Source organism: Luteimonas galliterrae (assembly GCF_023374055.1).
GTDB lineage: Bacteria > Pseudomonadota > Gammaproteobacteria > Xanthomonadales > Xanthomonadaceae > Luteimonas_C > Luteimonas_C galliterrae.
In genome coordinates this window covers 200258-224920 of record NZ_JAMBEP010000003.1, presented here as the reverse complement: position 1 = coordinate 224920, position 24663 = coordinate 200258, and the positions used below count along the sequence as shown (strand labels likewise).

At 67.6% G+C, this 24663-nt stretch carries 17 protein-coding genes; 14 read left to right on the top strand and 3 right to left on the bottom strand.

Annotated elements, in window-relative coordinates; translation table 11 throughout:
- The first annotated feature begins 101 nt into the window (after positions 1 to 101).
- The 4 genes from M2650_RS13670 (at position 102) to M2650_RS13655 (ending at position 2704) form a co-directional block, all read left to right on the top strand.
- On the top strand, positions 102 to 998 hold the full coding sequence (locus M2650_RS13670) for an SMP-30/gluconolactonase/LRE family protein (RefSeq protein ID WP_249475426.1): 897 nt from the start codon (positions 102 to 104) through the stop codon (positions 996 to 998).
- A gap of 176 nt (positions 999 to 1174) precedes the next feature.
- A complete protein-coding gene (locus tag M2650_RS13665) occupies positions 1175 to 1630 on the top strand; it encodes an EF-hand domain-containing protein (RefSeq protein WP_249475425.1) in 456 nt (151 codons plus the stop codon).
- A gap of 109 nt (positions 1631 to 1739) precedes the next feature.
- Positions 1740 to 2420: a DsbA family oxidoreductase gene (locus M2650_RS13660; RefSeq protein ID WP_249475423.1), complete on the top strand. Its 681-nt coding sequence runs from the start codon at positions 1740 to 1742 to the stop codon at positions 2418 to 2420.
- An 89-nt stretch (positions 2421 to 2509) separates the two neighbouring features.
- Positions 2510 to 2704 (top strand): hypothetical protein, encoded by a 195-nt coding sequence (locus M2650_RS13655; RefSeq protein WP_249475421.1) that lies wholly within the window; start codon positions 2510 to 2512, stop codon positions 2702 to 2704.
- On the opposite strand, the gene M2650_RS13650 is transcribed toward M2650_RS13655, so the two are convergent.
- Entirely contained in the window at positions 2686 to 3465 is a 780-nt protein-coding gene (locus tag M2650_RS13650) for a DNA-formamidopyrimidine glycosylase family protein (RefSeq protein WP_249475420.1), read from the bottom strand. The genes M2650_RS13655 and M2650_RS13650 overlap by 19 nt on opposite strands.
- 174 nt (positions 3466 to 3639) lie before the next feature.
- Here M2650_RS13650 and M2650_RS13645 point away from each other — a divergent pair, with 174 nt between their 5' ends.
- Both M2650_RS13645 and M2650_RS13640 read left to right on the top strand, forming a co-directional pair.
- Complete coding sequence (locus M2650_RS13645; protein WP_249475419.1) at positions 3640 to 4932, top strand: PQQ-dependent sugar dehydrogenase; 1293 nt, start codon at positions 3640 to 3642, stop codon at positions 4930 to 4932.
- Positions 4933 to 5257: 325 nt separating this feature from the next.
- Positions 5258 to 6493 (top strand): DUF418 domain-containing protein, encoded by a 1236-nt coding sequence (locus M2650_RS13640; protein ID WP_249475417.1) that lies wholly within the window; start codon positions 5258 to 5260, stop codon positions 6491 to 6493.
- A 110-nt stretch (positions 6494 to 6603) separates the two neighbouring features.
- Here M2650_RS13640 and M2650_RS13635 read toward each other — a convergent pair whose 3' ends face one another.
- Positions 6604 to 7302, bottom strand: coding sequence for an arylesterase (locus tag M2650_RS13635; RefSeq protein ID WP_249475414.1), 699 nt, complete (start codon positions 7300 to 7302; stop codon positions 6604 to 6606).
- A 47-nt stretch (positions 7303 to 7349) separates the two neighbouring features.
- On the opposite strand from M2650_RS13635, the gene M2650_RS13630 reads away from it, so the two are divergent.
- Entirely contained in the window at positions 7350 to 8057 is a 708-nt protein-coding gene (locus tag M2650_RS13630) for an ABC transporter ATP-binding protein (RefSeq protein ID WP_249475411.1), read from the top strand.
- Positions 8054 to 10588, top strand: coding sequence for an ABC transporter permease (locus M2650_RS13625; protein ID WP_249475410.1), 2535 nt, complete (start codon positions 8054 to 8056; stop codon positions 10586 to 10588). The genes M2650_RS13630 and M2650_RS13625 overlap by 4 nt, the downstream gene beginning before the upstream one ends.
- Before the next feature lie 662 nt (positions 10589 to 11250).
- Here M2650_RS13625 and M2650_RS13620 read toward each other — a convergent pair.
- On the bottom strand, positions 11251 to 11580 hold the full coding sequence (locus tag M2650_RS13620) for a DUF6249 domain-containing protein (RefSeq protein ID WP_249475408.1): 330 nt from the start codon (positions 11578 to 11580) through the stop codon (positions 11251 to 11253).
- 110 nt (positions 11581 to 11690) lie between these two features.
- Between M2650_RS13620 and M2650_RS13615 the strand changes: the two genes are divergently transcribed.
- From M2650_RS13615 to M2650_RS13590, 6 genes are all read left to right on the top strand, one after another.
- Positions 11691 to 12287, top strand: a complete 597-nt coding sequence (locus tag M2650_RS13615; RefSeq protein WP_249475407.1) for an RNA polymerase sigma factor — start codon at positions 11691 to 11693, stop codon at positions 12285 to 12287.
- The gene (locus M2650_RS13610) at positions 12284 to 12748 is read left to right on the top strand and encodes a hypothetical protein (protein WP_249475405.1); all 465 of its coding nucleotides are present in this window, start codon (positions 12284 to 12286) and stop codon (positions 12746 to 12748) included. Before M2650_RS13615 ends, M2650_RS13610 begins: the two co-directional genes overlap by 4 nt.
- Before the next feature lie 231 nt (positions 12749 to 12979).
- Positions 12980 to 14020 (top strand): class I SAM-dependent methyltransferase, encoded by a 1041-nt coding sequence (locus M2650_RS13605; protein WP_249475402.1) that lies wholly within the window; start codon positions 12980 to 12982, stop codon positions 14018 to 14020.
- A 13-nt stretch (positions 14021 to 14033) separates the two neighbouring features.
- On the top strand, positions 14034 to 14759 hold the full coding sequence (locus tag M2650_RS13600; protein ID WP_249475400.1) for a pseudouridine synthase: 726 nt from the start codon (positions 14034 to 14036) through the stop codon (positions 14757 to 14759).
- Positions 14760 to 14889: 130 nt separating this feature from the next.
- The gene (locus M2650_RS13595; RefSeq protein WP_249475399.1) at positions 14890 to 17235 is read left to right on the top strand and encodes a winged helix-turn-helix domain-containing protein; all 2346 of its coding nucleotides are present in this window, start codon (positions 14890 to 14892) and stop codon (positions 17233 to 17235) included.
- Between the two features lie 160 nt (positions 17236 to 17395).
- Entirely contained in the window at positions 17396 to 24643 is a 7248-nt protein-coding gene (locus tag M2650_RS13590) for a YadA-like family protein (protein WP_249475398.1), read from the top strand.
- Positions 24644 to 24663: the final 20 nt, after the last annotated feature.

Sequence of the window (24663 nt, the reverse complement as noted above, 5' to 3'; positions counted from 1 at the left end):
AGCGGTGCCGCAACGTCCGGCGAAGGCGGAAAATTCGATGCTTCGCTTTTGTTTTCTCCTAGAATGACGCCCCAGTCACGCGTAGCGGCAAGAAAGCGAAAATGGCCGAAAGCGATTATCGGATACACGACGAGAGATTCAGGCCGCTGATCCGCACCAGCGCCAGTCTCGAGCGGTTGTACACCGGCTGCCGCTGGTCCGAGGGTCCGGTGTATTTTCCGGCGCTGCGTACCCTGTTGTGGAGCGACATCCCCAACGACCGCATGTTGCGCTACGACGAAACCTCCGGGCAGGCCGGCGTGTTCCGGCAGCCCGCCCGCTACACCAACGGCAATACCCTCGACCGCCAGGGACGTTTGGTCAGCTGCGAACACGGCGGCCGGCGGTTGGTGCGCACCGAGCACGACGGCGCGATCACGGTGCTCGCAGACCGTTACCAGGGCAAGCGCTTCAACAGCCCCAACGATGTGGTGGTGCATTCGGACGGCTCGGTCTGGTTCACCGACCCGTCCTATGGCATCGATTCGGACTACGAAGGCCACAAGGCCGAGAGCGAGATCGGCGCGCGCCATGTCTACCGCATCGATCCTGCCGGGTCGGTCGATGTCGTCGCGGACGATTTCACGCAGCCCAACGGCCTGGCGTTCTCTCCGGACGAGAAGCGCTTGTATGTCGCGGACACCGGCCTGGGCGATGGCGTGATGCGCGTATTCGATGTCGGCGCCAACGGCAAGCTCTCCGGCGGCGGGGAATTCGCGCGCTGCAAGACCGGGCGCTACGACGGCTTCCGCGTCGATACCGAAGGCCGCATATGGAGCAGCGCCGGCGAGGCCATCCATTGCTATCAGCCGGACGGGCTGCTGATCGGCGAAATCGCGGTGCCCGAGCGCGTGTCCAATCTGGTGTTCGGCGGCTACAAGCGGAACCGGCTGTACATCACCGCCACCTCCTCCCTGTATTCGCTGCTGGTTGCCGCGAACGGCGCTAAGACGTTCTGATCGCTGACGCGGCGCAGCAATAAGCGGTGAACGGTTAATCGAGCGAACGGCCGGCGGCGCCACAAGCGCGCTCCCGGCAGGTCGCAGCCGCTGCGGCGTTCGCACGCAGGAAAGTTGACGCCTTCGTGACGGATGCGCGCGCAGCCTGCATTCACGCTACGCCTCCGGAGACGAAGATGAACAGCCCCAGCCCCCCGCGCAACGCGTTCTGCACGTTGCTGATGATCGCCGGCATTTCGCTGCCGCTCTATGCGAACGCCAGCGACGAGATGGCCAAGAAGATGGACAGCAACGGCGACGGCAAGGTTTCCGCAGCCGAACATGCGGCCGCGGCCAAGGCCATGTTCGCGCGTATGGATGCCGACAAGGACGGCAGCGTCACTGCGGCCGAGATGGACGCCAGCCATGCGGCGATGAAGAAGGACGGCCAGGCGACCGATAGCGAGATGTCATCCGCCGACAAGATCAAGACCATCGACGCCGACGGCGACGGCAAGCTTTCCGCCGCCGAGCACGAAGCCGGCTCCAAGTCCATGTTCGGCAAAATGGACAGCGACATGGACGGCAGCGTCAGCGAGGCCGAGATGAAGGCCGGCCATAAGTCGATGATGGGCAAGAAGACCGACAAATAAGCGTTTTTCGATCGCTTTCGTCGGCAGCTGCGATTCAGCGTTCCAGCGCGCCGCTTGATAGCGGCGCGCCGCAGCCGCATCTTGCGGCTTTCAACTGCGGCCAACGCCCATGAACGCTTCCGGCATCCCCTACGCACCGCTGCGCATCGATTTCGTTTCCGACGTGTCCTGCCCCTGGTGCGCGATCGGCCTGCAGTCGTTGCAGCAAGCGATCGATCGCGTCGGCGACGAGATTCCCGTCGAGATCCATTTCCAGCCCTTCGAATTGAATCCGCAGATGGCGCCGGAAGGGCAGGACGCGGTCGAGCATCTCACCGGCAAATACGGCATCAGCGCCGAACAAGCGGCGCAGAACGGCGAGGCGATCCGCGCGCGCGGAGCGCAGTTGGGTTTCGTGTTCGATATGGGCCGGCGCCGCCGCGTCTACAACACCTTCGATGCGCACCGCCTGCTGCATTGGGCGGAAACGGAAGGCCAGGCGCGCCAGCTCGCGCTCAAGCGGGCGCTGCTGCGCGCCTATTTCAGCGAGGGCCGGGATGTTTCTTCGCACGACGTGCTGGCGGAAGTGGCCGGGCAGGCCGGCCTGGACGCCGAGCGGGCCCGGCGGATCCTGGCCTCGGACGAGTACGCCGACGCGGTCCGCGAGCAGGAACGGTTCTACGCCTCCCAGGGCATCCGCGCCGTGCCCTCGGTGATCCTGGGCGAGCGCTTATTGGTGCAGGGCGGACAGCCGGTCGAGGTCTTCGAACAGGCCCTGCGCCAAGCCGCGGCCCGGGCCAGGGCATCGTAAGTCCATGACTTCAGAGGGGTGACTTCCGGCCCATGGCGGGATCGTTCTGGTGTTGTAGTCTACCAGCACACCAAACCAGGAGCCCCAAAGTGAACGCCCTTCGCAACTCCCGCAATCTGCCGTCGACCCCCGTCCGCACGGTTGCGGGCAAGACCTCCGCCCCGGTCCGCCATGTCCATCGCGAGCGCGATTTCGGCATCGGTTACGGCAACAGCAGCGGTTACGGCAGCGCCGAGCGCCGTTACACCGCCGGCAACGCTCCCAGCTATTTCCGTTGCCGCTGAACGCGGACGGTCGGCGAATCGACCTGCGAATACAGACGCTGGCAGTGGCCGCAGAAGAAACTGCGGCGCTGCCGCGTACCGAGCTTGGCGCGGTACTGGAGCCGGGCGCTGCAACGCGGGCAGATCGTCCGGGTATGCACCTGGTAGTGCTTCCTTAGCACGAACGCCTTTTTCCATTCGAGGAAATCGAAACTGTATTCGCGTGCCTGCGCGATCATTTCGCTCAACTTGCGCGCCGGTAGTGCACCCACCGCGCTCTCGGGGTGCACCCGGATGCGGAACAGCACTTCGTTCTTGATGATGTTGCCGACGCCGGCGAAGACGTCCTGGTCCAGCAGCGCATCGCATACCAGCGTTCCGGGCATCTTCTCCAGCTTCCGCCGCGCCGCCTTCGGGTCCCAGGCGTCGGACATCACGTCGGCGCTCCAATCGTAGGTCTCGTCCGGATCGCCTTCGATGTACTTCAGCGAACAGGCGTAGAAATCGATCCTGCCGGCTTTCCCGAAATCCAGGGTCAAGCGTGGCGCCGTGTCCTTGGGGTCGTCGATCCGATAGCTGCCGAACAGCATGAAATGCACGCGCATCGCGAAGCCGTCGAAGCAGATCAGGAAGTGCTTGCCCCAGCTTCGGAAATCGTCGATGCGGCAGCCCTGCATACGGCTCAAGTCCAGCTTGCTGTTGCCTCCGACGCGCAGCACCTTGCGTCCGCGGAAGGCGGCGGTTTGTTCGCGCAGGATGACGATCGAGGGGCCTTCGGGCATCGGTAGGCGTGCCTGGGCAAGTCGTTGCCGAACATTAAGCATCGCGCCGCCACTGCCGTGTGATGCATCGCGCGGCGATCACGGTCGCCGTGGCAGCCTCGCCCCATGTCAAAGGCGCCGCTCCATCGCCGTCGGCTGTTTCGCGCGGGCCTAGTCCTGGCGGTCGCCACGGTCATGGCCGTCTCGCTCACGCTTTGCGCCTGCGGCGAGCACGCACAGACGAATGTGCGCGAAGGCACCGGCCCGAATCCGGTACTGCCCGAGCCGAAGAAGCAGCTGATCCCCACACTCGACATCGCGCCCGCCGTCGGCTGGAAGGCCGGCGCAAAACCGGTCGCCGCGCCGGGCTTCGCCGTGAACGCCTTCGCCGCGGGCTTCGATCACCCGCGCTGGCTGTACGTGCTGCCCAACGGCGACGTGCTGGTCGCCGAAACCAATGCGCCGCCGCGCCCCGAACAAGGCAAGGGCCTGAAGGCCGCGGTGAAGGGTGCGGCGATGAAGCGCGCAGGCGCAGCCACGCCCAGCGCCAACCGCATCACGCTGCTGCGCGATGCCGACGGCGACGGCGTGGCGGAAACGCGCACGGTGTTCCTGCAGAACCTGATGTCGCCGTTCGGCATGGCCCTCGTCGGCGACACCTTTTATGTCGCTAATGCCGATGCGGTCGTGCGTTTTCCGTACAAGGAAGGCGAGACGTCGATTTCCGCCGCACCCAGCAAGGTCGCGGACCTGCCCGGCGGCCCGATCAACCACCACTGGACCAAGAACCTGGTCGCCAGCCGCGACGGCAGCAAGCTGTACGCCAGCGTCGGCTCCAACAGCAACGTCGCCGAGAACGGCATGGAGAACGAAGTCGACCGCGCCGCGATCCTGGAGATCGATGCGCGCACCGGCGCCAAGCGCCTGTTCGCCTCGGGCCTGCGCAATCCGGTCGGCATGGCCTGGCAGCCGCAGAGCGGTGCGTTGTGGACTTCGGTCAACGAACGCGACGAGCTGGGCAACGACCTGGTGCCCGACTACATGACCTCGGTGCGCGACGGCGGCTTCTATGGCTGGCCGTACAGCTACTTCGGCCAGCATGTCGACGACCGCGTGCAGCCGCCGCGTCCGGACCTGGTCGCCAAGGCGATCAAGCCCGATTACGCATTGGGTTCGCACACCGCATCGCTGGGTTTGACGTTCTACACCGGTAAGCTGTTCCCGGCGCGCTATGCCAACGGCGCGTTCGTCGGCCAGCACGGATCCTGGAACCGCAAGCCGCCCAGCGGCTACAAGGTGGTGTTCGTGCCGTTCGCGGACGGCAAGCCGAACGGCGGCGTCGAAGACGTGCTCACCGGCTTCCTGGATGCGAAAGGGCAGGCGCAAGGCCGGCCCGTCGGCGTCGCGGTCGACAAGCGCGGCGCGCTGCTGGTCGCGGACGATGTCGGCAATGTGGTGTGGCGGGTGACGCCGGTTTCGGGGCGTTAACGCAGGTTCCGGTTACAACGAGTACCGCATGCCGCGGCCTTGCGACAGCTGCGCTTCCTGCGCCAGCCACTGCGTGCGCCCCTGAGCCGGGTCAGCAAAGTGATCTGGCATATCTCAACGTGAAATCCACGATTTGAGATCTTGATGGCCGCAGCGATCTCGCATTTCCGTCTTGATGCACGTCGATCAGCTGTGGGGGTGGTCGATACGCCGGTCGCTTTCCAATACTCTTCCGGAAGGCGGCCGGCGGTTTTTTTGAGTTGATGTCGACGTTGCAAAGCGATTGGCTCTTCCTAAGCCGCGGTCGCTGGCTTAGGGTGTCGCGATGACCGACACCGCCGCCTCCGCAATCACTCCCATACCCGTCGCCGAACGCTACGACCTGGTCGATGCCCTTCGCGGTTTCGCGCTCTGCGGCGTGCTGCTGGCCAATCTGTCGGCATTCTCGCTATACGAATACCTCGCCCAGCCCGCGCAGGCGGCGTTGCCGACGGCCGACTTCGACCGGATCGCGAAGCACGCGCTGCAATGGATGCTCACGCACAAAGCCGTGACCGTGTTCTCGATCCTGTTCGGATTCGGATTCGCGATGCAACTGGAGCGCGCCGAGGCGCGCGGCGGCGACGGACTGCGCGTGTTCGCGCGTCGGATGGGCGTGCTGCTGGCGATCGGCGCGCTGCATTCCGCGTTCTGGTGGGGCGATATCCTGCTGGTGTACGCGCTGGCCGGATTCGCCCTGATCTTGTGCCGGAAATGGCCGTCGCACTGGCTGATCTGGGGCGGTTTCGCGATCGCATTGGCGGGCACGACCGCGGTGCGCGCGTGGTTCGCATCGGTCTCCCGCGCCGGGCCCTTGTCGCGGCAGGAAGTCATGACGCAGGCCTTCGATGCATTGTCCGAGCCGAGTTTGTCTTCGGCATTAGCGGGCAATGCAGGACTGCTGCAGTGGTGGTATCCGCTCGGCGGCCTGATGCTGGTGCTGTTCTCGCTGGGCAGGTTCATGCTCGGCTACTGGGCCGGACGCACGCGCCTGTTGCAGGCGCCGGCGGAGCATCTGCCGCTGCTCAAGCGCATCCTCGCCTGGACGCTGCCGCTGGGCTTGCTGGCCACCGCACTGCAGTTCTGGGCAGAACCGGTGCGTGCCGCATTGCCGTGGCTGAGCAAGGGTTTGGGCATGCATGCGTGGATGGCGTTGGTGGCGTTCGCCGGCCCGCTGCTGCTCGGCATCGCAGTAGGCACTCTTTTCGTATTGCTCTACCTGCGCGCCGGATGGCGGCGCTGGCTGCGCCATTTCGCGCCGGCCGGCCGGATGGCGCTGACCAACTATCTGATGCAGACCGCGGTGTGCAGCGCGATCTTCTACGGCTATGGGTTGGGCATCGGCCCGGGTTACGGCACGGTCGCGTGGTTCGTGGTTTGGGCGTTGCTGTTCTCAGCGCAGATGGCCGTCAGCCGGTGGTGGCTGATGCGTTTCCGTTTCGGGCCGATGGAATGGCTGTGGCGCAGCCTGACTTACGGGCGTTTGCAGCCGATGCGGTCGGCGGTTCTGGCGTCGCCCTGAATCGACGCGGGTGCCGCATGTGCAAAGCCGAAGAGTGTGCGAATGAATTCGCACCTACGAATATCCAAGATCTTGTAGGTGCGAATTCATTCGCACGCTTTTTAACCGCATCATTTCAACAGCGGCTCCAGCGCCGTCCACACATGGTCGCGCAGCTTCGGTTGCGCCGCAGCCACCGGGTGCAGGTTGTCGTTCTGGAAATTGGCGCGGTCGCTGGCGACGGGTTGCAGCAGGAACGGCAGCAGGGCGACGTCGAACTGCTTGGCGAGCGCGGTGTAGTTGCGTTCGAAGCCTTGCGTGTATTCGGGCCCGTAATTGGGCGGTATGCGCATGCCGATCAGCAACACCTTGGCGCCCACCGATTGCGATGCGCCGATCATCCGCGCCAGGTTGACCTTGGCTTCGCGCAATGGCAACCCGCGCAGGCCGTCGTTCGCGCCCAGTTCGATCACCACCACCGCGGGCTTGTGCCTGACCACGGCGTCGACGATGCGCGCGGCGCCGCCGGCGGTGGTTTCGCCGCTGATGCTGGCATTGACCACGCGCCATCCCGGCTTGGTCTTGGCGATGCGGTCCGCAGTCAACGCCACCCAGCCTTCCGCTGCGGACAGGCCGTAGCCGGCCGATAGCGAATCGCCCATCACCAGCACGGTCCGTGTAGCCTCGCTTGCGGGCGCGGCCGCTTGCGGGCGCGCGGCCTGCGCATGCGCGATGGGGGCCAGGGCCAGTGCCAGGAGCAGCGCGGCAAGACTTCTGGCCCATTGAAGCGGGACGCGCGATGCCGCATATCGCCAGTTATTAAGACCCATTAATGACGTCTCCCGAAAATAGAGCCAGGCAAAGCATAAGGATGATCATGGCCGATTCCATCGGACTGCAAGCTGAAGTCCAGCGCACGCAAGCGCTGCAAGTGACCGGCCTGGGCAAGCGCGTGCCCTTGCCGGGCGGCGAGCTGACCATCCTCGACGGCGTGGGCTTCACGATCGCCCGCGGCGATACGGTGGCGATCGTCGGCGCTTCCGGGTCCGGCAAGAGCACGCTGCTGTCGCTGATGGCCGGGCTCGACACGCCCAGCAGCGGCGCGGTCACGCTGGACGGGCAGCCGATGTCGGCGCTGGACGAGGACGGCCGCGCGCGCGTGCGCAGCGAGAAGGTCGGCTTCGTGTTCCAGAGTTTCCAGCTGCTGCCCTCGCTCACCGCGCTGGAGAACGTGATGCTGCCGCTGGAGCTGCGCGGCGACGCCGACGCGGAAACGCCGGCGCGTTCGATCCTGGCGAAAGTCGGGCTGGGCGAACGCCTCGGCCATTATCCACGCCAGCTGTCCGGCGGCGAGCAGCAGCGCGTGGCGCTGGCGCGCGCTTTCGTCACACGGCCGTCGCTGCTGTTCGCCGACGAGCCTACCGGCAACCTCGACACGCATACCGGGCAGGCGATCATCGAATTGTTGTTCGACATGAATCACGATGCCGGCACCACGCTGGTGCTGGTCACGCACGACGAACATCTGGCGTCGCGCTGCAGCCGTGTCCTGCGGTTGGACAGCGGCCGGCTGGTGCCGGCGTGAACCGTACGGCAAACCTATTCGGATTGGCCTGGCGGCAACTGCGCCGCGACCTGGCCGCCGGCGACATCCGCATCCTGCTGGCGGCGCTGGTGCTGGCGGTCGTCGCGGTGACCGCGGTCGGCTTCATCACCGATCGCGCCGAGCGCGCGTTGGCGATCGAGGCCAACCGCCTGCTCGGCGGCGATGCGGTGGTGCGCGGCGACGCGCCCATCGCCGGCCGGATCCGCGATGCGGCCAACGCCGCCGGCCTGCAGCGCACCGAGACCGTGGAATTCCAGAGCATGATCCGCGCCGGCGCAGGCGATGCGGCCAATCTGCGCCTGGGCGATTTGCGCGCGCTCGGCGCGGGTTTCCCGCTGCGCGGCAGCTTCCGCATCGTCGACGATGCGGGCGAACGCGATGCCGGCGTCGTTCCCTCGCCCGGCACGGTGTGGATGAGCCGCGCCGGCGCCGACACGCTCGGCGCGAGGCTCGGCGACGAGATCGGCATCGGCGATTCGAAATTGCGGTTGTCCGCGCTGGTGGTGCAGGAACCCGATGCCGCGCTGGATTATTTCAACGTGGCGCCGAAAGTGTTCCTCAACCTCGCCGATCTGCCGGCGACCGGATTGGTGCAGGAAGGCAGCCGCATCCGTTACCGGTTGGTCGTCGCCGGCGAAAGCGGCGCGATCGAGTCGTTCGTCAAGACGGCGCGACCCGCGCTCGCGCGCGGGCAACGCCTGGAAACCATCGGCGAGGCGCGCCCCGAAATCCGTTCGGCGCTCGACCGCGCGGGCCGCTTCCTCGGATTGGCCGCGCTGGTGTCGGTCGTGCTCGCCGCGGTCGCGGTGGCGATGGCCGCCCGGCGGCATAGCGAACGCCATCTTTCCGGCGCCGCGGTGATGCGCTGCCTGGGCGCGAGCCAACGCACGTTGGCGAGCATCCACATCGGCGAGATGGTGTTACTGGGCCTGATCGCCAGCAGCATCGGCGTGCTGGTCGCGTTCGGCCTGCAGTGGGCGGTGGGCCGTTGGCTGGCGCAGACGATGCAGTTGTCGATTCCGCCGGCGGGATGGTTGCCCGCGCTGCAGGGTTACGTCGTGGGCATGGTCGTGCTGCTCGCCTTCGGCGCGCCGCCGGTGCTCGCATTGCGGCGCGTGTCCGCATTGCGCGTGTTGCGTCGCGACTTGGACGCGACCGAGCCGAGCGCATGGCTGGTGGCGCTGGCCGGTTTCGCGGGGCTGGCCGGATTGCTGTGGTGGAAAGCGGGCTCGGCCACGCTCGGCAGCGCGATGCTGATCGGCATCGCCGCGACGCTGGCGGTGCTCGCGTTGCTGGCCTGGGGGCTGATCGTCGCCGTGCGCCGCCTGCGTTCGCGCCTGCGCGGCAGCCTGCGCTATGGATTGGCCAACGTCAGCCGCCGCGCCGGCACCAGCATCGCGCAGGTATCGGCCTTGGGCCTGGGGTTGATGGCGTTGTTGCTGCTGACTTTCGTGCGTACCGATCTGCTCGACCGCTGGCAGCTGTCGCTGGCCGAAAACGCGCCCAACCGCTTCATCATCAACGTGCAGAGCGACCAGGTGCAAGCGGTGCGCGACTTCATCGCAGGCCAAGGCGTGCCGGCGCCGACGCTGGTGCCGATGATCCGCGGACGGTTGGTGGAGCTCAACGGCAAGCCGACCCGCGGCGCCGATTACGCCAACCGCAGCGGCGATCCGGACCAGAACCGCGAATCGCAGCGCCGCGCCGAGCGCGAATTCAACCTGTCGGTCGCCGACGCATTGCGCGACGACAACAAGGTGGTGGCCGGCAAGTTCTGGAGCGGCAAACCGGCCAAGCCGGAATTGTCGGTGGAAGAGGGCTATGCGGAGTCGTTGGGTTGGAAGATCGGCGACCGCATCGCCTTCGACATCGCCGGACAGAAGTTCGAAGCGCCGATCACCAGCCTGCGCAGCGTGGAATGGGAAAGCTTCCGTCCGAACTTCTTCGTGATCGCGTCTCCGGGCGCGCTCGACGGCTTCCCCGCCAGCTACATCACCGCGGTCAGCGTACCGCCGGCGCAGACACGCTTCACCGCCGCGCTGGTGCAGCGCTTTCCGAACCTGTCGGTGATCGACGTCGATGCGGTGCTCAAGCAGGTGCGCAGCACCGGCGACCAGGTGTCGAAAGTGGTGCAGGTGGTGTTCTGGTTCTCGCTAGCCGCCGGCGTGCTGGTGTTGTTGGCCGCGATCAGCGCCAGTCAGGACGAGCGCCTGCTCGAAGGCGGTGTGATGCGCGTACTAGGCGGCAGCCGCCGGCAGTTGCGATTGGCGCAGGCGTCGGAATTCGCGGCGATCGGTTTGTTGTCGGGCCTGGTGGCGGCGATTGCGGCGTCGGTGTTGTCCGGCGTGGTGGCCACGCGCGTGTTCGATCTGCCGTGGGAACCGAACTGGGTGCTGGCGGCGGTAGGCGGCGGCCTGGGGATGCTCGCTGCGCTCGTCGCAGGCCTCTTCGCCACGCGCCGCGTGCTGGATGCGCCGCCGTCGGTGACGCTGCGCGAATTGCAGAACTGATCGGTGGCTCGCTCTGTAAGCTTGCTCCTCTGCCTTTGCTTGGGGTTCTCGCGACCTGCCGGCCGTTCCGGCCGGGATTTCGTCCGCTAAAACCGCGGCCGACTTACTTTCTTTTTGTGGGGCCCAAAAAGAACAGTAACCAAAGAAAAAGGGCCTTTGGAAGGTATCCCGGCGATGGGGCTACCCCGTGTTCTTGGCCACCGCTCGCCCGCCCTCGGGATTCCTCCGTCGCTTCGACATTCAGATCCGAGGCGATCGACCAGAACGACTCCTTAGCGCAAATCCGCAAAAAGCCACGTCACCCATACGCTACGAATCAAAATCTAGTACCTGCGTAAGAAGGTCACCTGCGACGAAAGCCAGGCCGCTGGCGTACTTTTAGTCGCGACGCATCGCACCGCAGTTCAGGCCCTTTCTTGGGTTACTTTCTTTGGGCCAACAAAGAAAGTGACCCGGGCGCAGCCCGGAAGCCTTTGTCCATGGCGCGAGTCGCAGCGAGGCCCACGAGCACGCGGGCCTGGATCCCGGCTTTCGCCGGGATGACGGCTAAGGGGGCAAGAGCAACATGGGTCCCAGCGTTCGCTGGGATGACGGCTTAAGAGCGAAGTGCAGCGGAGCAAGCACCGCTCTACAGAGCGGAGCTGCTCCGATGTGGCCGTCTTTCAACCCAAGCGGCGCGCCGCGAAATAGTAGGCGAGGTTGCCCAAGCCGGTCGCGCCCAGCAGCACCGCGAAGATGCCCGGCGTCGGTTCGGTCCAGCCGAAAGCTTCGATCAGCGCGAAACCGATCGCCAACGCGACCAGCACCACGCCCCAGCGCAACGAACTGTGGCGGCGCCGCGCCTCCTCGCCTTCCAGGATCGAGCGCAGCAATTCCTGCGAGCCGTTGGATTCGACCATCTTGCGGCGCAGATGCGCGTCCACGACCGCCTTGATGGCATAGGTGATGCAGATGAACAGGGTGATCGGTACGAGGATTCCAGGCAGGTCCATGGCGGTTTTCCGGGGTTGGGTGGTCTACGGTGCAAGAGATACGGCCCGGCGGCGGCCGGTTGCAGGCCCGGCAGTTGCAACCGTACCGCTCCCCGGCGTATCCCATCGCCATGGACCGCCGTAACGAGATTGCCCAGGCCGACCCGTGCGAGGACCGCGCGCTGGTCCAGGCCGTGCTGGGGGGCGCTCCGGGCGCTTTCGAGCGGCTGGTGCGGCAATACCAGGGCCTGTGCTGGCACATCGTGCTGCGGATGGTGCGGCAGCCCGAGGACGCCCGCGACCTGTGCCAGGAAACCTTCCTGCGCGTGCACCAGTATCTGCACCAATACCGTTTCGACAGCGCCTTGAAGTCGTGGATCGGACAGGTGGCCTATTCGGTCGCCAAGCGGCATCTGGAACGCAAGCGCATCCCGCTGGTCGACAGCCAGGACGAGGAGGGCGCATCGGTGGTCGAGACGGTCGGCGACGGTTCCGATCTGGAAGGCGACCACACCCAGGCGCAGGCCTCGGCGCTGCTGCATGCCGCGATCGACGGCCTGCCGCCGCTGCAGCGCACCTTGCTGACGCTGTATCACCTGGAAGAATTGCCGATCGGCGAGATTTCACGAATCACGGGCCTGCCCGAAGGTACGATCAAAAGCCACCTGTTCCGCAGCCGCAAGCAATTGCGCGACGTGCTGGAACCGAGGATGGGAGTCGCAGCATGAACATCAACGACAAGAACCGCCGCAACGACGCCGCCCTGCTGGACGAACGCGAATGGCTGGCGCAGGAACAAGCGTTGCGCGACGAACGTCTGGGCATCGTTTCCGCGGGCGGCGATGCGCCCGAGGCGCACTACCGCACGATCGTGCGCGTACTGCGCGAGCCGCCGCCGGAATCGCTGCCCGAGAATTTCGCGCACCAGGTTGCGGGACTGGCCGCTGCGCGCGCGGCGCCGGCGCGCGATGCGACCGGTTTCGAACGGTTGATGCTGAACCTGCTCGGCGTGGCGCTGGCGATGTCGGGCGTGGTCGCTTTGGCGATGTACGGCAACGAAGCGATCGCGGGTGTCGATGAACGGATCGTGCGTTGGGGATTGTTGCTCGCGGTGTGCGCGGGGTTGTCGTGGTCGCTGGATGTTGCGTGGCGGCTTTTGGGCCGCGATGGACGAATGCATCACGCTTAGGCGCTGCGCTCTGCTTTGGCCCTCTCCCGCGTGCGGGAGAGGGTTGGGTGAGGGCACGCGATAGGGGCAGGTCGCGTCAAACGTTCGAAGTCCAACGCGCCGCTCATTGATTGATTTGACGCGATTTGAAACCTCGCGCGCCCTCACCCCAGCCCTCTCCCGCAAGCGGGAGAGGGGGGCGGGTTCGCGCGGCCTTGTAGAATCGCCGCATGAAATTCCTGTACTCGCCTCATGTCGACTGACGGCAACGACTCGCCGCTGGAAACGCTGCTCCTGCCTTTCGCAAGCGGCGCCCTGGCCTGGCCCGACGACGGTGCATTATTCCTGCGCGCTCGCGACGGCTGGCCTTTGCATCGCCAGCCGCTGCCGGGCCTGGTCTGCGTGCAGAGTTTCAAGCCCGAGTACGACCGCCTGCAGCGCTCCGGTCTGGATACCGACGATACGCAGCGCCGCTTCCCGCTGGCGCTGGTGCTCCCGCCCAGGCAACGCGACGAAGCGCGCGCCTTGTTCGCCGAAGCGATCTCGCGTCTGCAACCCGGCGGCATCGTCGTGGCGAGCATGGCCAACGACGAAGGCGCCAAATCCGGCGAAGCGGATCTGGCGCGCATCGGCGGCCCGCTGCAGACGCTGTCCAAGAACAAATGCCGCGTGTTCTGGACCGGCCCTCTGAACGACGCGGCGGACGAAGCATTGGCCGCCCAGTGGCAGGCGCTGGATGCGCCGCGGCCGATCCTCGACGGACGCTTCGTCAGCCGTCCCGGCGTGTTCGCCTGGGATCGCGTCGATGCCGCCTCGGCGCTGCTCGCGCGGCATCTGCCCGACGACCTGGCTGGCGTAGGCGCCGACCTCGGCGCAGGCTACGGCTATCTCGCCGCGGAAACGCTGGCGCGCAATCCGCGCGTGGCCGCGTTGGATCTGTACGAAGCCGAAGCGCGTGCGCTGGATCTGGCGCGCATCAATATGCGCAAGATCGCATCGTCGGCGACGCTGGGCTTCCATTGGCATGACGTAACTGCCGGCTTGCCGCAACGCTACGACTTCATCGTCAGCAATCCGCCGTTTCACGCGCAGGGCCGCGCCGACCGCCCGGACATCGGCCGCCGGTTCATCGCCGCGGCGGCGGACGCGCTGAAACCCGGCGGCCGTTTATGGCTGGTCGCCAATCGCCATCTGCCCTACGAGTCCGTGCTGGACGCCCGCTTCGGCAGCGTGCGCACGGTAGCGCAACAGGACGGCTTCAAAGCGATCGAAGCGATCAAGGCCGGCCGATGAAGCGGATGCGCGCATGAAACTGGTCAAGCTGATCGCCAATCTCGGCTACGGCAGCCGCAAGCAGGTAGCGGCGATGTTCCGCGAGGGCCGCATCACCGATCCGCAAGGCGAGGTGCTCTACGCCGACGATACGGTCGCGCATGGCGACGTGCGCATCGACGGCGAGCCGCTCGATCCGCCGCCGGGCCTGGTGCTGATGCTGCACAAGCCGGTCGGCTACACCTGCTCCACCAAGGACCGCGGCCGCCTGGTCTACGACTTGTTGCCGGCGCGTTTCGCAGCGCGCTCGCCGCTGCTGTCCACGGTCGGCCGTCTCGACCGCGACACCAGCGGCCTGCTGCTGATGACCGACGACGGCGCGCTGCTGCACCGCGTCGTCTCGCCCAAATCGCACCTGCCCAAGGTCTACGAAGCCACGCTGGCTGCGCCGCTGCGCGGAGACGAGGCCGCGCTGTTCGCCGGCGGCACGCTGATGCTGGAATCGGAGCAGACGCCGCTGCAGCCGGCCCGCCTGGAATCGCTGGGCCCCACACGAGTGCGGCTGACGCTCACCGAAGGCCGCTATCACCAGGTGCGCCGCATGTTCGCTGCGGTGGGCAACCATGTCGAGGCGCTGCACCGCGCGGCGGTAGGCGGATTGATGCTGAACGGGCTCGAAGAAGGCCGCTGGCGCCCGTTGGATGCGCAAGACCTGAAGCGTTTGTGGTCATCGAACGCGGTGCCGGAAAAGTCGACGTAGAATCGGGGCCGCATTACATTGCCGGGACGATGACGCTGGTCGCGCAAACCTTCCACTCGGAGTCCACGGACGGATCTCATCATCACATAGCCCGCTGCGCCGCCAGGCCGGCGCGGCTTTGCGCGCAAGCATGAACATCGTCGCGTACCGCTTCGGCGAATACAGCTTAGACCTGGGCAAGCGCGAGTTGATGCGCGGCGACGAAATCGTCGCCTTGCCCGCGCGCGTATTCGAGTGCCTGACCTGCCTGATCGAACACCGCGACCGCGCCGTGCACCGCGACGAGCTGGTGCGCGCCGTATTCGGCCGCGCCGACGTGTCCGACGCCCAACTGGGCCAGATCGTGCTGCGCGCGCGGCGCACGATCGGCGACGACGGCCACGAGCAGCGCTACATCCGCACCGTGCCGCGCTACGGTTTTTCCTGGGTGGCGCCGGTGGTGGTGGAAACCGCGCCGGAGGGCGGCGCCGAAAGCGAATATGCGTCCGTGTCGGTGGCGCCGATCGCGCCCGCATCCGTTGAAGCGCAGCCGCCGGCCTCGTCCGACGCGCCGTCGTCGCTGCCGCCTCGCGCCAAAGGCAGGCTGCCGATCCTGATCGCGGCGGTGGTGGTCGCGTGCATCGGCATCGGCATGCTGGCCGGCGTCCTGCTGCGCAGCGCGCCGCCGACATCCGCGCAGGCGACGGTCGCCGAAGACGCCTTCATGGTGCTGCCGATGCAGGTGACCGGCCCGGGCGACATCGCCTGGGCGCGATTGGGGCTGATGGATTTCGTCGCCGACCGCATGCGCCGCGCCGGCATCCGGGTCTTGTCCAGCGAGGCCACGCTCGGCGCCATCGCGCAACGCAGCGCCAGCGCGCAACAGGGCCGTGGCCGCGTGAGCGGACGCATCGCGCACCGCCAAGGTCTGTGGCACGTGGATCTGGAAGTGGTGGATCGCGATCGGCCGGTGCAGCGTGCGCAGGCCCGTCATGCCCGTCTGATCGATGCCGCGCGCCTAGCCACCGATCGCCTGCTCGCCGCCTTCGGGCGCAGCCTGCCTTATGACAAGAACGACGCACCCGCGCTGGCCGAGCGGCTGCTGCGCGCACAGTCGGCGATGCTGGCCAACGAACTGGACACCGCGCGCCGCATCCTCAACGAAGCGCCCGAACTGCAGCGCAACCTGCCCCAGTTGCGCTACCGGCTGGGCCAGGTGGATTTTCGCGCCGGCGACTACAAGCGCAGCCTGGCCACGGTCGATGCGCTGCTGGCGCAGCCGCAGACCGCGCAGGACCCGTTGTTCCATGCGCGCCTGCTGAATGCGCGCGGCGCCTCGCTGGTGCGGCTGGGGCGTTTCGCCGATGCCGAGCTCAGTTTCGACCAGTCGGTGCAGCTGTTGCAGGCTACGCCTTACGCCGCCGAGCTGGGCCAGGCGCTGACCGGCCGCGCCGTCACCCATTCGGCGCAAGGCCGCTTCGACCGCGCGCTGGCCGATCTCGGGCAGGCGCGCATCTATCAGGTGCGCGCCGGCGACTTGCTGGCGGTGGCCCGGGTCGACGCCAATCTGGGCAGCGTTGAAATGGATCGCGGCCGTCCTGCGGCGGCGATCGGCTACTACCGCGCCGCCGTGCCGGTGTTCGAATCGATGGGCGCCGTCAACGAACTCGCCGGTGCGCGCTGGCTGCTGACCAGCGCGCAACTGGGCCTGCTCGAAAACGATGCGGCGCTGGAAGAAAGCGAACGCCTGTACGCCTTGCTCGGCCGCATCCGCGATCCCGCCGTGCGCGCCAGGACGATCCTGGGCCGCGCCGAAGCGCTGATGGCGGTGGGCCGCATCCGCGAAGCGCGCGAGTTGTTGCTGCTGCCTGCCGCCGCGGTGCCGATCCTGGCCGAAACCCACCAGCGCGAATACCTGATGGCCGACTTGGCCCGGCGCGGCGGCGACGCCCGCTCGGCCGCGGTGCTGGCCGAACGCGCGCTGCGCGACTGGTCGCCGGAACAAAGCCCGACTTTGCGCGAATGGACGCAATTGCGATGGTTGCAGGCCGCAGCGGAGGCCGACCTGCCGCGTCCGCAATTCGCGCCGCCGCCTTCGGCCGATTCCTTGCCCGGACTGCTGATCCGCGCGATCGGGCATGCGGCGCGAGACGAAAAGCCGGACGCGCAACGCGAGTTCGCCGCGGCGCTCGCCCTGGCCGAACGCGGCGGCACGCCGGCCGATATCGCCGAAGCCGTCTCCGCGCAGGCGCAATGGCTGCTGTCGCAGGGCCGTTACGGGGAAGCCGGCGCGCTGATCGGCCGGGTGGCGCCGTGGGCGACGCGGGATTTCGAGTTGGCCATGCTGCAGCTGCGGCTGTTCCGCGCCGAGGGCCAGATCGAACCCTGGCGCGCGGCTTTGACCCAGGCGCGGCGCCTGGCGGGGGAACGGACGATTCCTGCCGAGCTCACCCTTGAGCCATCGGCGCAACCGCGAAATGCATCCGCAACCAACTGAAAAACAACAAGAATTCGCGGTGTAGCGAAACAGTAATGCACTGAGAGTGACGGTCAGGAGTGGCCGTGGAAGGGTCTCGCGTCCTGTCGAAGGTGGGTGTTAGCACCTGCCGACAGTCGCAGTCCCCCCCGCGCCATCCACTCCTGGAGATCGATCAGAAATGAACCGCACGCCGCTGTACGCCGCGTTGTTGTTGCTGTTGTCCGGTCCCGGCATCGGCCTCGCCCACGCCGGCGAAGAAACCCCGGCCTCATCCAAGGAAACGCCCCCGCTTTGCCTGGAACCGGCCGGCGACGAAGCGGACGGCACCGAATGCGCCGCCGCTCCGACCGCAGATGCGCAAGCCGCCGAAGGCTCGCGTTACGTGCAGGTGGATGGCCTGGGCGACGGCAGCGACGACGCCGTCGCCAGCGGCGAGCTTGCGATCGCGGTCGGCGCCGGCAGCCAGGCCGATGGCCACGGCGCCATCGCAATGGGCCGCGAAAGCACGGCGGGCAGCTATAGCGCGATCGCCATCGGCACCCAGGCGACGACCGCCGGCGAATATGCGTTGGCAGTAGGCCACACCGCGCAGGCGCAAGGCTTGAGCGACGTAGCGGTCGGCGCCGGCGCGCAGGCGGCGGGCGGCTCATCGGTCGCCATCGGCGGTCAGTACAGCACTTTCGTCGGCTGGGTGAAGACCAAGGCCGAGGGCTCGCACGCCGTGGCGGTGGGTTCGGGCGCGAACGCTGCGGGCAGTTTCGCCACTGCGATCGGGCCGGACGCGCAAGCGTTGGGCGACAACACGATGGCGCTGGGCGAGGCGGCCAGCGCGGACGGTTTCAACAGCATCGCCGTGGGCCTGATCTCCAAGGCCGACGGCGAATCGACGATCGCCATGGGCGTGGCCAGCCAGGCGCACGGTCTGATCAGCACCGCGCTGGGTTCCAATAGCTACGCCGACGGCGAAGGTGCGTTGGCCACGGGCGCCTATTCCACGGCGACCGGCATCGGCGCCACCGCGACCGGTTCGGGCAGCGATGCGACGGCCTACTTCGCTACCGCGCTGGGCGGAAACAGCAAGGCTTCCGCCGAACACAGCGTCGCGATCGGTTCGTATTCGGTCGCCGACCGCGCCAACACGGTGTCGGTGGGCAAGGCCGGCAGCGAACGCCAGATCGCGAATGTCGCGGCCGGCACCGAAGACACCGATGCGGTGAACGTCGCGCAACTGGAAGATGCGACACGTTACGTCGCCGCCAGCGGCAGCGCCGATAGCGACAATGCCGCGGCGGTCGACGGCGACTATGCCACCGCCGTTGGCGAATCGGCCTTTGCCGGCGACGTCGGCGCCAGCGCCCTGGGCAGCGGCGCGTTCGCGATGGGCGCGAATGCTACCGCGACCGGCTTCAACGCCGTCGCCTCGGGCGACGATAGCGCCGCGTTCGGTGGCTTCAGCGAAGCTTCCGGCGCCAGCAGTGTGGCCGTCGGCGGCGAGCTGCACCACGAATACATCGATCCCGAAACGAACAAGCCGGTCGTGCTGGAAGGCGTCACCGTCGCTTCCGGCATCGGCGCCGCCGCATTCGGCGCAGGCGCGCAGGCTGCGGGCGAACTCGGCACCGCGGTGGGTGCGCTGGCATCCGCATCCGGCCAATGGGCGACGGCCGCCGGTTCGCGCGCCAATGCCGAAGGCGCCAGCAGTGTGGCGATCGGCGACATGGCCAAGGCGACCGGCGATCAGAGCACGGCCGTCGGCGGCAGCCGTCCTGCAGGCGGGTATTTCGGCCATATAGGAACGACCGCATCGGCCGAACGCGCTTCCGCATTCGGTTCGTCCGCGCAGGCGACCGGCATTCAATCCACCGCTCTGGGCTGGAACGCATTCGCCACCGACGTCAGCGCCACTTCCGCCGGCGAAAGCGCGTTCGCGAATTCGAAATGGTCGACCGCGCTCGGCGGCAGTACGTTCGCCGACGGGCAGGGCGCGACCGCGATCGGCTTCTACGCCAATGCGTTGGCAGAAAACAGCGTCGCGCTCGGCGCGGGTTCGGTCGCCGATCGCGCCGGCACCGTGTCGGTGGGCGCCGGCCCGAACTGGGACGGCTTCCCGGAGAACCGCCAGATCACGCACGTCGAGGCCGGCACCGAAGCCAACGACGCGGTCAATCTCGCGCAGTTGGAAGAAGCCACCGACGACATCAAATATCTCGCCGCCAACGGCGATGCCGACAACGACCAGGGCGCCGCGGCCGAAGGCGATTTCGCCACCGCCGTCGGTTCGGCCGCATCGGCGCTGGAATTCGGCGCCACCGCGTTCGGCAGCGGCGCGTTCGCGCTCGGCGAATACGCCACCGCGGCCGGTTTCAACAGCGCCGCTACTGCGAAGTGGGCCACCGCTTACGGCGTCGGCAGCCAGGCGACCGGGCAAAGCGCAGTCGCGGTCGGCGGGCAGATGGTCGTCATCAACGGCTCGACCTGGGAAGAGGAAATCTGGTCGACCGAAGCTTCGGGCCAGGAAAGCACCGCGGTCGGCACCGCCGCGCGCGCGACCAGCTACGGCAGCACGGCGATCGGCGTCGTCTCCGAAGCCAGCGGCGAAACGTCGACGGCGATCGGCGCGGCGAGCACGGCTCGCGGCGATTGGAGCGTCGCGGTCGGCGGCGAATCGCGCGCGTACGGCGTATTCAGCACCGCGCTGGGCAATCAAGCGCAGGCGCGTGGCGATCGCACCATCGCGATGGGCGGCTTGGCGGTCGCCGAAGGCACGGAGAGCCTGGCTTATGGCGGCCTGTCCGCGACCGGCGGCGTTCAAAGCGTCGCATTGGGCTGGAACAGCATCGTGTTCCCCGGCGCCGACGGCAGCATGGCGCTGGGCGCGAACAGCGAAGTCGCACCGGGCGTGCAGAACTCGGTCGCACTCGGCAGCTTCTCGTATGCGGACCGTGCGAACGCCGTGTCCGTCGGCACGCCGGCGCGCGACCACAACGGCCAGTTGCCGGTGCCGGTCGAAGCGATCGACCGGCAAATCATCCACGTCGCTGCGGGCACCGAAGCCACCGACGCGGTCAATCTTGCGCAGTTGGAAGATGCGACCGGCAGCGTGAAGTACCTCGCCGCCAGCGGCGATGCCGACAACGATCAAGGCGCATCGGTCGAAGGCGATTTCGCCACCGCAGTGGGTTCGGCCGCATCGGCGCTGAACTTCGGCGCGACCGCGCTGGGCAGCGGCGCGTTCGCACTGGAAAAGAACGCGACCGCCACGGGCATCAACAGTGTGGCCTCCGCCAGCAATAGTTCCGCGTACGGCGCGGGCAGCCAGGCGACCGGCGAAGGCGCCACCGCCATCGGCGGCCAGATGCAGGTGATGAACGGCACCACCTGGGAATGGGAAACCTGGAGCACCGAGGCGACCGGCAAGCAAGCCGTCGCCGTCGGCACCGCCGCCCACGCCACCGAATACGGCGCGATCGCGCTCGGCGCCACTTCCGAAGCCAGCGGCCGGCAGACGCTCGCGTTGGGTTCGGCCTCCACCGCGCGCGGCGACAAGGCCATCGCGATCGGCAACCAGTCGCGCGCTTACGGCGTGTTGGCGGTCGCTGTCGGTGCGAGCGCACAGGCTCAAGGTGCGCGCAGCGTCGCCATCGGCGCGAACGCGGTCGCATACGACGAATCCAACACGACGGTCGGCCAGTACTCCGGCACGGCGGGCGCGTATTCCAGCGCGTTCGGCCGCCAAGCCAAGGCGCGCGTCGAGCGCGGCACCGCGCTCGGTGCGCAGACCGATGTGCGTGCGGTCAACAGCGTCGCGCTCGGCGCGTATTCCGTCGCCGATCGCGAGAACACGGTATCGGTCGGATCGGCGGGCGCGGAACGGCAGATCGTCAATGTCGCCGCGGGCACCGAAGCCACCGATGCGGTCAACCTGTCGCAATTGGAAGAAGCCACCGGCAGCGTGAAATACCTCGCCGCCACCGGCGACGCCGACAACGACCAGGGCGCATCGGTCGATGGCGATTTCGCCACCGCAGTAGGCTCGGCCGCATCGGCGTTGGCGTACGGCGCGACGGCGACGGGCAGCGGCGCGATGGCATTGGGCGCGTACTCGACCGCATCCGGCCTGAACAGCACCGCTTCGGGGCAGTGGAGTTCGGCTTACGGCGTCGGATCGGAAGCCAGCGGCCAGAGCGCCACTGCGATCGGCGGGCAAATGGAAGTGTTCGATTGGGAAAGCCAGGAAATGCAGACCTGGTCGACGATCGCTTCGGGCCAGGAAAGCACCGCGATCGGCGTCGCCGCAGTCGCCAGCGAATACGGCACGGTCGCGATCGGCGCGGTTTCCGCCGCGACCGGCGAAATGGCGATCGCCGTCGGCCCCACCGCGCGCGCGAGCAGCTACAAGAGCTTGGCGATCGGCGTGCAGGCGCATTCGGACGGCGACCGCAGCATCGCGATCGGCGCATCGTCCGAGGCGATGGACGATCGCAGCGTGGTGGTCGGTTCGGACGCGATCGCTTACGGCGAAGCCAACACCGCCGTCGGCCAGTTCGCCGGCACCGCCGGCCTGGACAGCAGCGCGTTCGGCCGACAGGCCAAGTCGCGCGTGCAGGGCGGCACGGCGTTGGGCGCGCAGAGCGATGTGCTGGCGGAAAACGCCGTCGCGCTCGGCGCTTACTCGGTCGCGGACCGCGCCAACACGGTTTCGGTCGGCAGCGCGTACGAAATCGTGGACAGCGACGGCTATCCGATCGGCCCGTTCCAGCGCCAGATCACCAATGTCGCCGCCGGCACCGAGGATTTCGACGCGGTCAACGTCGCGCAATTGAACGAAGTCGCCGGCGACATGAAGTACGTCGCCGCCAACGGCAGCGAGGACGACGATCAGGGCGCGAGCGCCGACGGCGATTTCACCACCGCGGTCGGTTCGGCGGCGTCGGCGTCGGAACTGGGCGCCACCGCGTTCGGCAGCGGCGCATTCGCATTGGGCGAATACGCCACCGCGGCCGGTTTCAACAGCACCGCTTCGGCGAAATGGGCCACGGCTTACGGCGTCGGCAGTCAGGCGACCGGGCAGAGCGCGGTCGCGGTCGGCGGACAGATGGTGGTGTGGGACGGCAACACCGGCGAAGAGCAGATCTGGTCGACCGAAGCGTCCGGCCAGGAAAGCACTGCAGTCGGCACTGCGGCACGCGCCACCAACTACGGCAGCACCGCGATCGGCGTGGTCTCCGAAGCCAGCGGCGAAGCGTCGACGGCGATCGGCGCGGCCAGCACCGCGCGCGGCGATTGGAGCGTCGCCGTTGGCGGGGAATCGCGCGCGTACGGCGTGTTCAGCACGGCACTCGGCAATCAGGCGCAGGCGCGCGGCGATCGCACGATCGCGATGGGCGGTCTGTCCGTTGCCGAAGGCACCGAAAGCCTCGCCTTCGGCGGTCTCGCGGCGACCGGCGGCACGCAGAGTGTGGCCTTGGGTTGGAACAGCATCGTCTTCCCCGGCGCCGACGGCAGCATGGCATTGGGTGCCAATAGCGAAGTCGCGCCCAACGTCTCCAATTCCGTCGCGTTGGGCAACAACTCGTATGTCGACCGCGCGAACGCAGTGTCGGTAGGCACGATCGCACGCGTGCACGACGGCCAGCTCCCGATCGACGTCGAAGCCATCGACCGCCAGATCATCCACGTCGCAGCCGGTACGGAAGCTACCGACGCGGTCAACTTGGCGCAGTTGCAGGAAGTCGCCGATCAAGTCGGGGAAGGGAACCGTTACTTCAAGGCCGATGGCCTTGAAGACGACGACGCGCAAATCAGCGGCAAGTACGCCGTCGCCGCCGGCGCGCGCAGCAGCGCTCGCGGCACCGGCACCACCGCGATGGGCGGCAGCGCATTGGCCGACGGCCAGTACGCGACCGCGGTCGGCTTCGGCAGCAACGCGATGGAGGACGACAGCGTCGCCGTCGGCGCCGGTGCGCGCGCATCGGCGGCCGGCGCGGATGCGTTCGGCGGTTCGTCGCGCGCTTCGGGCGTCAACAGCACCGCGATCGGCACCGGCAGTTATGCCGGCGCGGCGAACAGCGTGGCGCTCGGCGCGGGTTCCGTAGCCAATCGCGCGAATGCCATTTCGGTTGGCGCGGCCGGCGTGGAGCGCCAGATCACCAACGTCGCCGCGGGCACGGCCGATACGGATGCGGTCAACGTCAGGCAATTGCGCGAAGCCGGCTTGGTCGGCGAAGACGGCATCACGAAGGGCGCCGTCAGCTACGACGATGTGAACAAGGACAGCCTCACCCTGGCCGGCGAAGACGGCACCGCGCTGCGCAATATCAAAGCGGGCGTGGTCTCGGCCGACAGCGGCGATGCGATCAACGGCAGCCAGCTGTTCGGCGCGCAACGCGGCATGGCCGATGCGCTAGGCGGCGGCTCCACCGTCAACGCGGCGGGCGCCATCGTCGGCACCAGCTTCAACGTCATGGGCGGTGCCTTCGGCAATGTCGGCGATGCGCTGGAAGCCTTGGATCGCGGCTGGTCTTCGCTGGACGGACGCGTCACTGCGCTCGAAGACGCCGGTCCCGGCGAACAACCGGGCGGCGGCAACAGCGGCCACGTAGCCGTGGACGGCGCAGGCGACGGCAGCGACGACGCCAGCGTCAATCAAGGCACCGGCGCCGTCGCAGTCGGCTCGAACGCATCGGCCGGCGGCAACAACGGCACCGCGATCGGCGGCAATGCGGTCGCGGTCGGCGCCGGCGATACCGCGATCGGCGGCAACGCGAAAGTGCATGCCGACGGCAGCACGGCCGTAGGCGCCAACAGCACGATCGCGGTTGCAGGCACCAATGCGGTGGCGATGGGCGAAGGCAGTTCCGTGCAGGCCGCTTCGGGCACGTCGTTGGGGCAAGGCGCAAAGGTCGGCGCCGGCGCTACCGGTGCGGTCGCGCTCGGACAGGGTTCGGTGGCCGACCGTGCGAACACCGTGTCGGTCGGTTCCGCAGGACACGAGCGCCAGGTCGCCAACGTCGCCGATGGCTCGCGCGATACCGACGCGGCCAATGTCCGCCAGGTCAATGCCGGCGACGCCAAGACGCTGACCCAATCCAAGGCCTACACCGATGCGCGCTTCCAGGAAGCGATGGCGGCGCCGATGGCCGCAGTCGACGACCTGCGCGACCTGGTCGGCAAGCGCTTCGACGAAACCGGAGAGCGCATCGACCGCATGGGCGCGATGAACGCGGCCATGATCAACATGGCCACCAGCGCCGCAGGCGTGAACAAGCAGAACCGCGTCGGCGTCGGCGCCGGCTTCTCCGGCAACGCGCAAGCACTGTCGGTCGGCTACCAGCGCGCCATCAACGACAGCGCCACGATCACCATCGGCGGCGCCTTCAGCGATGAGGAAAGTTCGGCCGGCGTCGGCCTCGGTTTCGGCTGGTGACCGGCAGCGCGTTTCGCGTC

Coding starts and splice junctions, on each gene's coding strand:
- M2650_RS13670 (WP_249475426.1), top strand. CDS start 102: ATGGCCGAAAGCGATTATCGGATACACGACGAGAGATTCAGGCCGCTG.
- M2650_RS13665 (WP_249475425.1), top strand. CDS start 1,175: ATGAACAGCCCCAGCCCCCCGCGCAACGCGTTCTGCACGTTGCTGATG.
- M2650_RS13660 (WP_249475423.1), top strand. CDS start 1,740: ATGAACGCTTCCGGCATCCCCTACGCACCGCTGCGCATCGATTTCGTT.
- M2650_RS13650 (WP_249475420.1), bottom strand. CDS start 3,465: ATGCCCGAAGGCCCCTCGATCGTCATCCTGCGCGAACAAACCGCCGCC.
- M2650_RS13645 (WP_249475419.1), top strand. CDS start 3,640: ATGGCCGTCTCGCTCACGCTTTGCGCCTGCGGCGAGCACGCACAGACG.
- M2650_RS13640 (WP_249475417.1), top strand. CDS start 5,258: ATGACCGACACCGCCGCCTCCGCAATCACTCCCATACCCGTCGCCGAA.
- M2650_RS13635 (WP_249475414.1), bottom strand. CDS start 7,302: ATGGGTCTTAATAACTGGCGATATGCGGCATCGCGCGTCCCGCTTCAA.
- M2650_RS13630 (WP_249475411.1), top strand. CDS start 7,350: ATGGCCGATTCCATCGGACTGCAAGCTGAAGTCCAGCGCACGCAAGCG.
- M2650_RS13620 (WP_249475408.1), bottom strand. CDS start 11,580: ATGGACCTGCCTGGAATCCTCGTACCGATCACCCTGTTCATCTGCATC.
- M2650_RS13615 (WP_249475407.1), top strand. CDS start 11,691: ATGGACCGCCGTAACGAGATTGCCCAGGCCGACCCGTGCGAGGACCGC.
- M2650_RS13610 (WP_249475405.1), top strand. CDS start 12,284: ATGAACATCAACGACAAGAACCGCCGCAACGACGCCGCCCTGCTGGAC.
- M2650_RS13605 (WP_249475402.1), top strand. CDS start 12,980: ATGTCGACTGACGGCAACGACTCGCCGCTGGAAACGCTGCTCCTGCCT.
- M2650_RS13600 (WP_249475400.1), top strand. CDS start 14,034: ATGAAACTGGTCAAGCTGATCGCCAATCTCGGCTACGGCAGCCGCAAG.
- M2650_RS13595 (WP_249475399.1), top strand. CDS start 14,890: ATGAACATCGTCGCGTACCGCTTCGGCGAATACAGCTTAGACCTGGGC.
- M2650_RS13590 (WP_249475398.1), top strand. CDS start 17,396: ATGAACCGCACGCCGCTGTACGCCGCGTTGTTGTTGCTGTTGTCCGGT.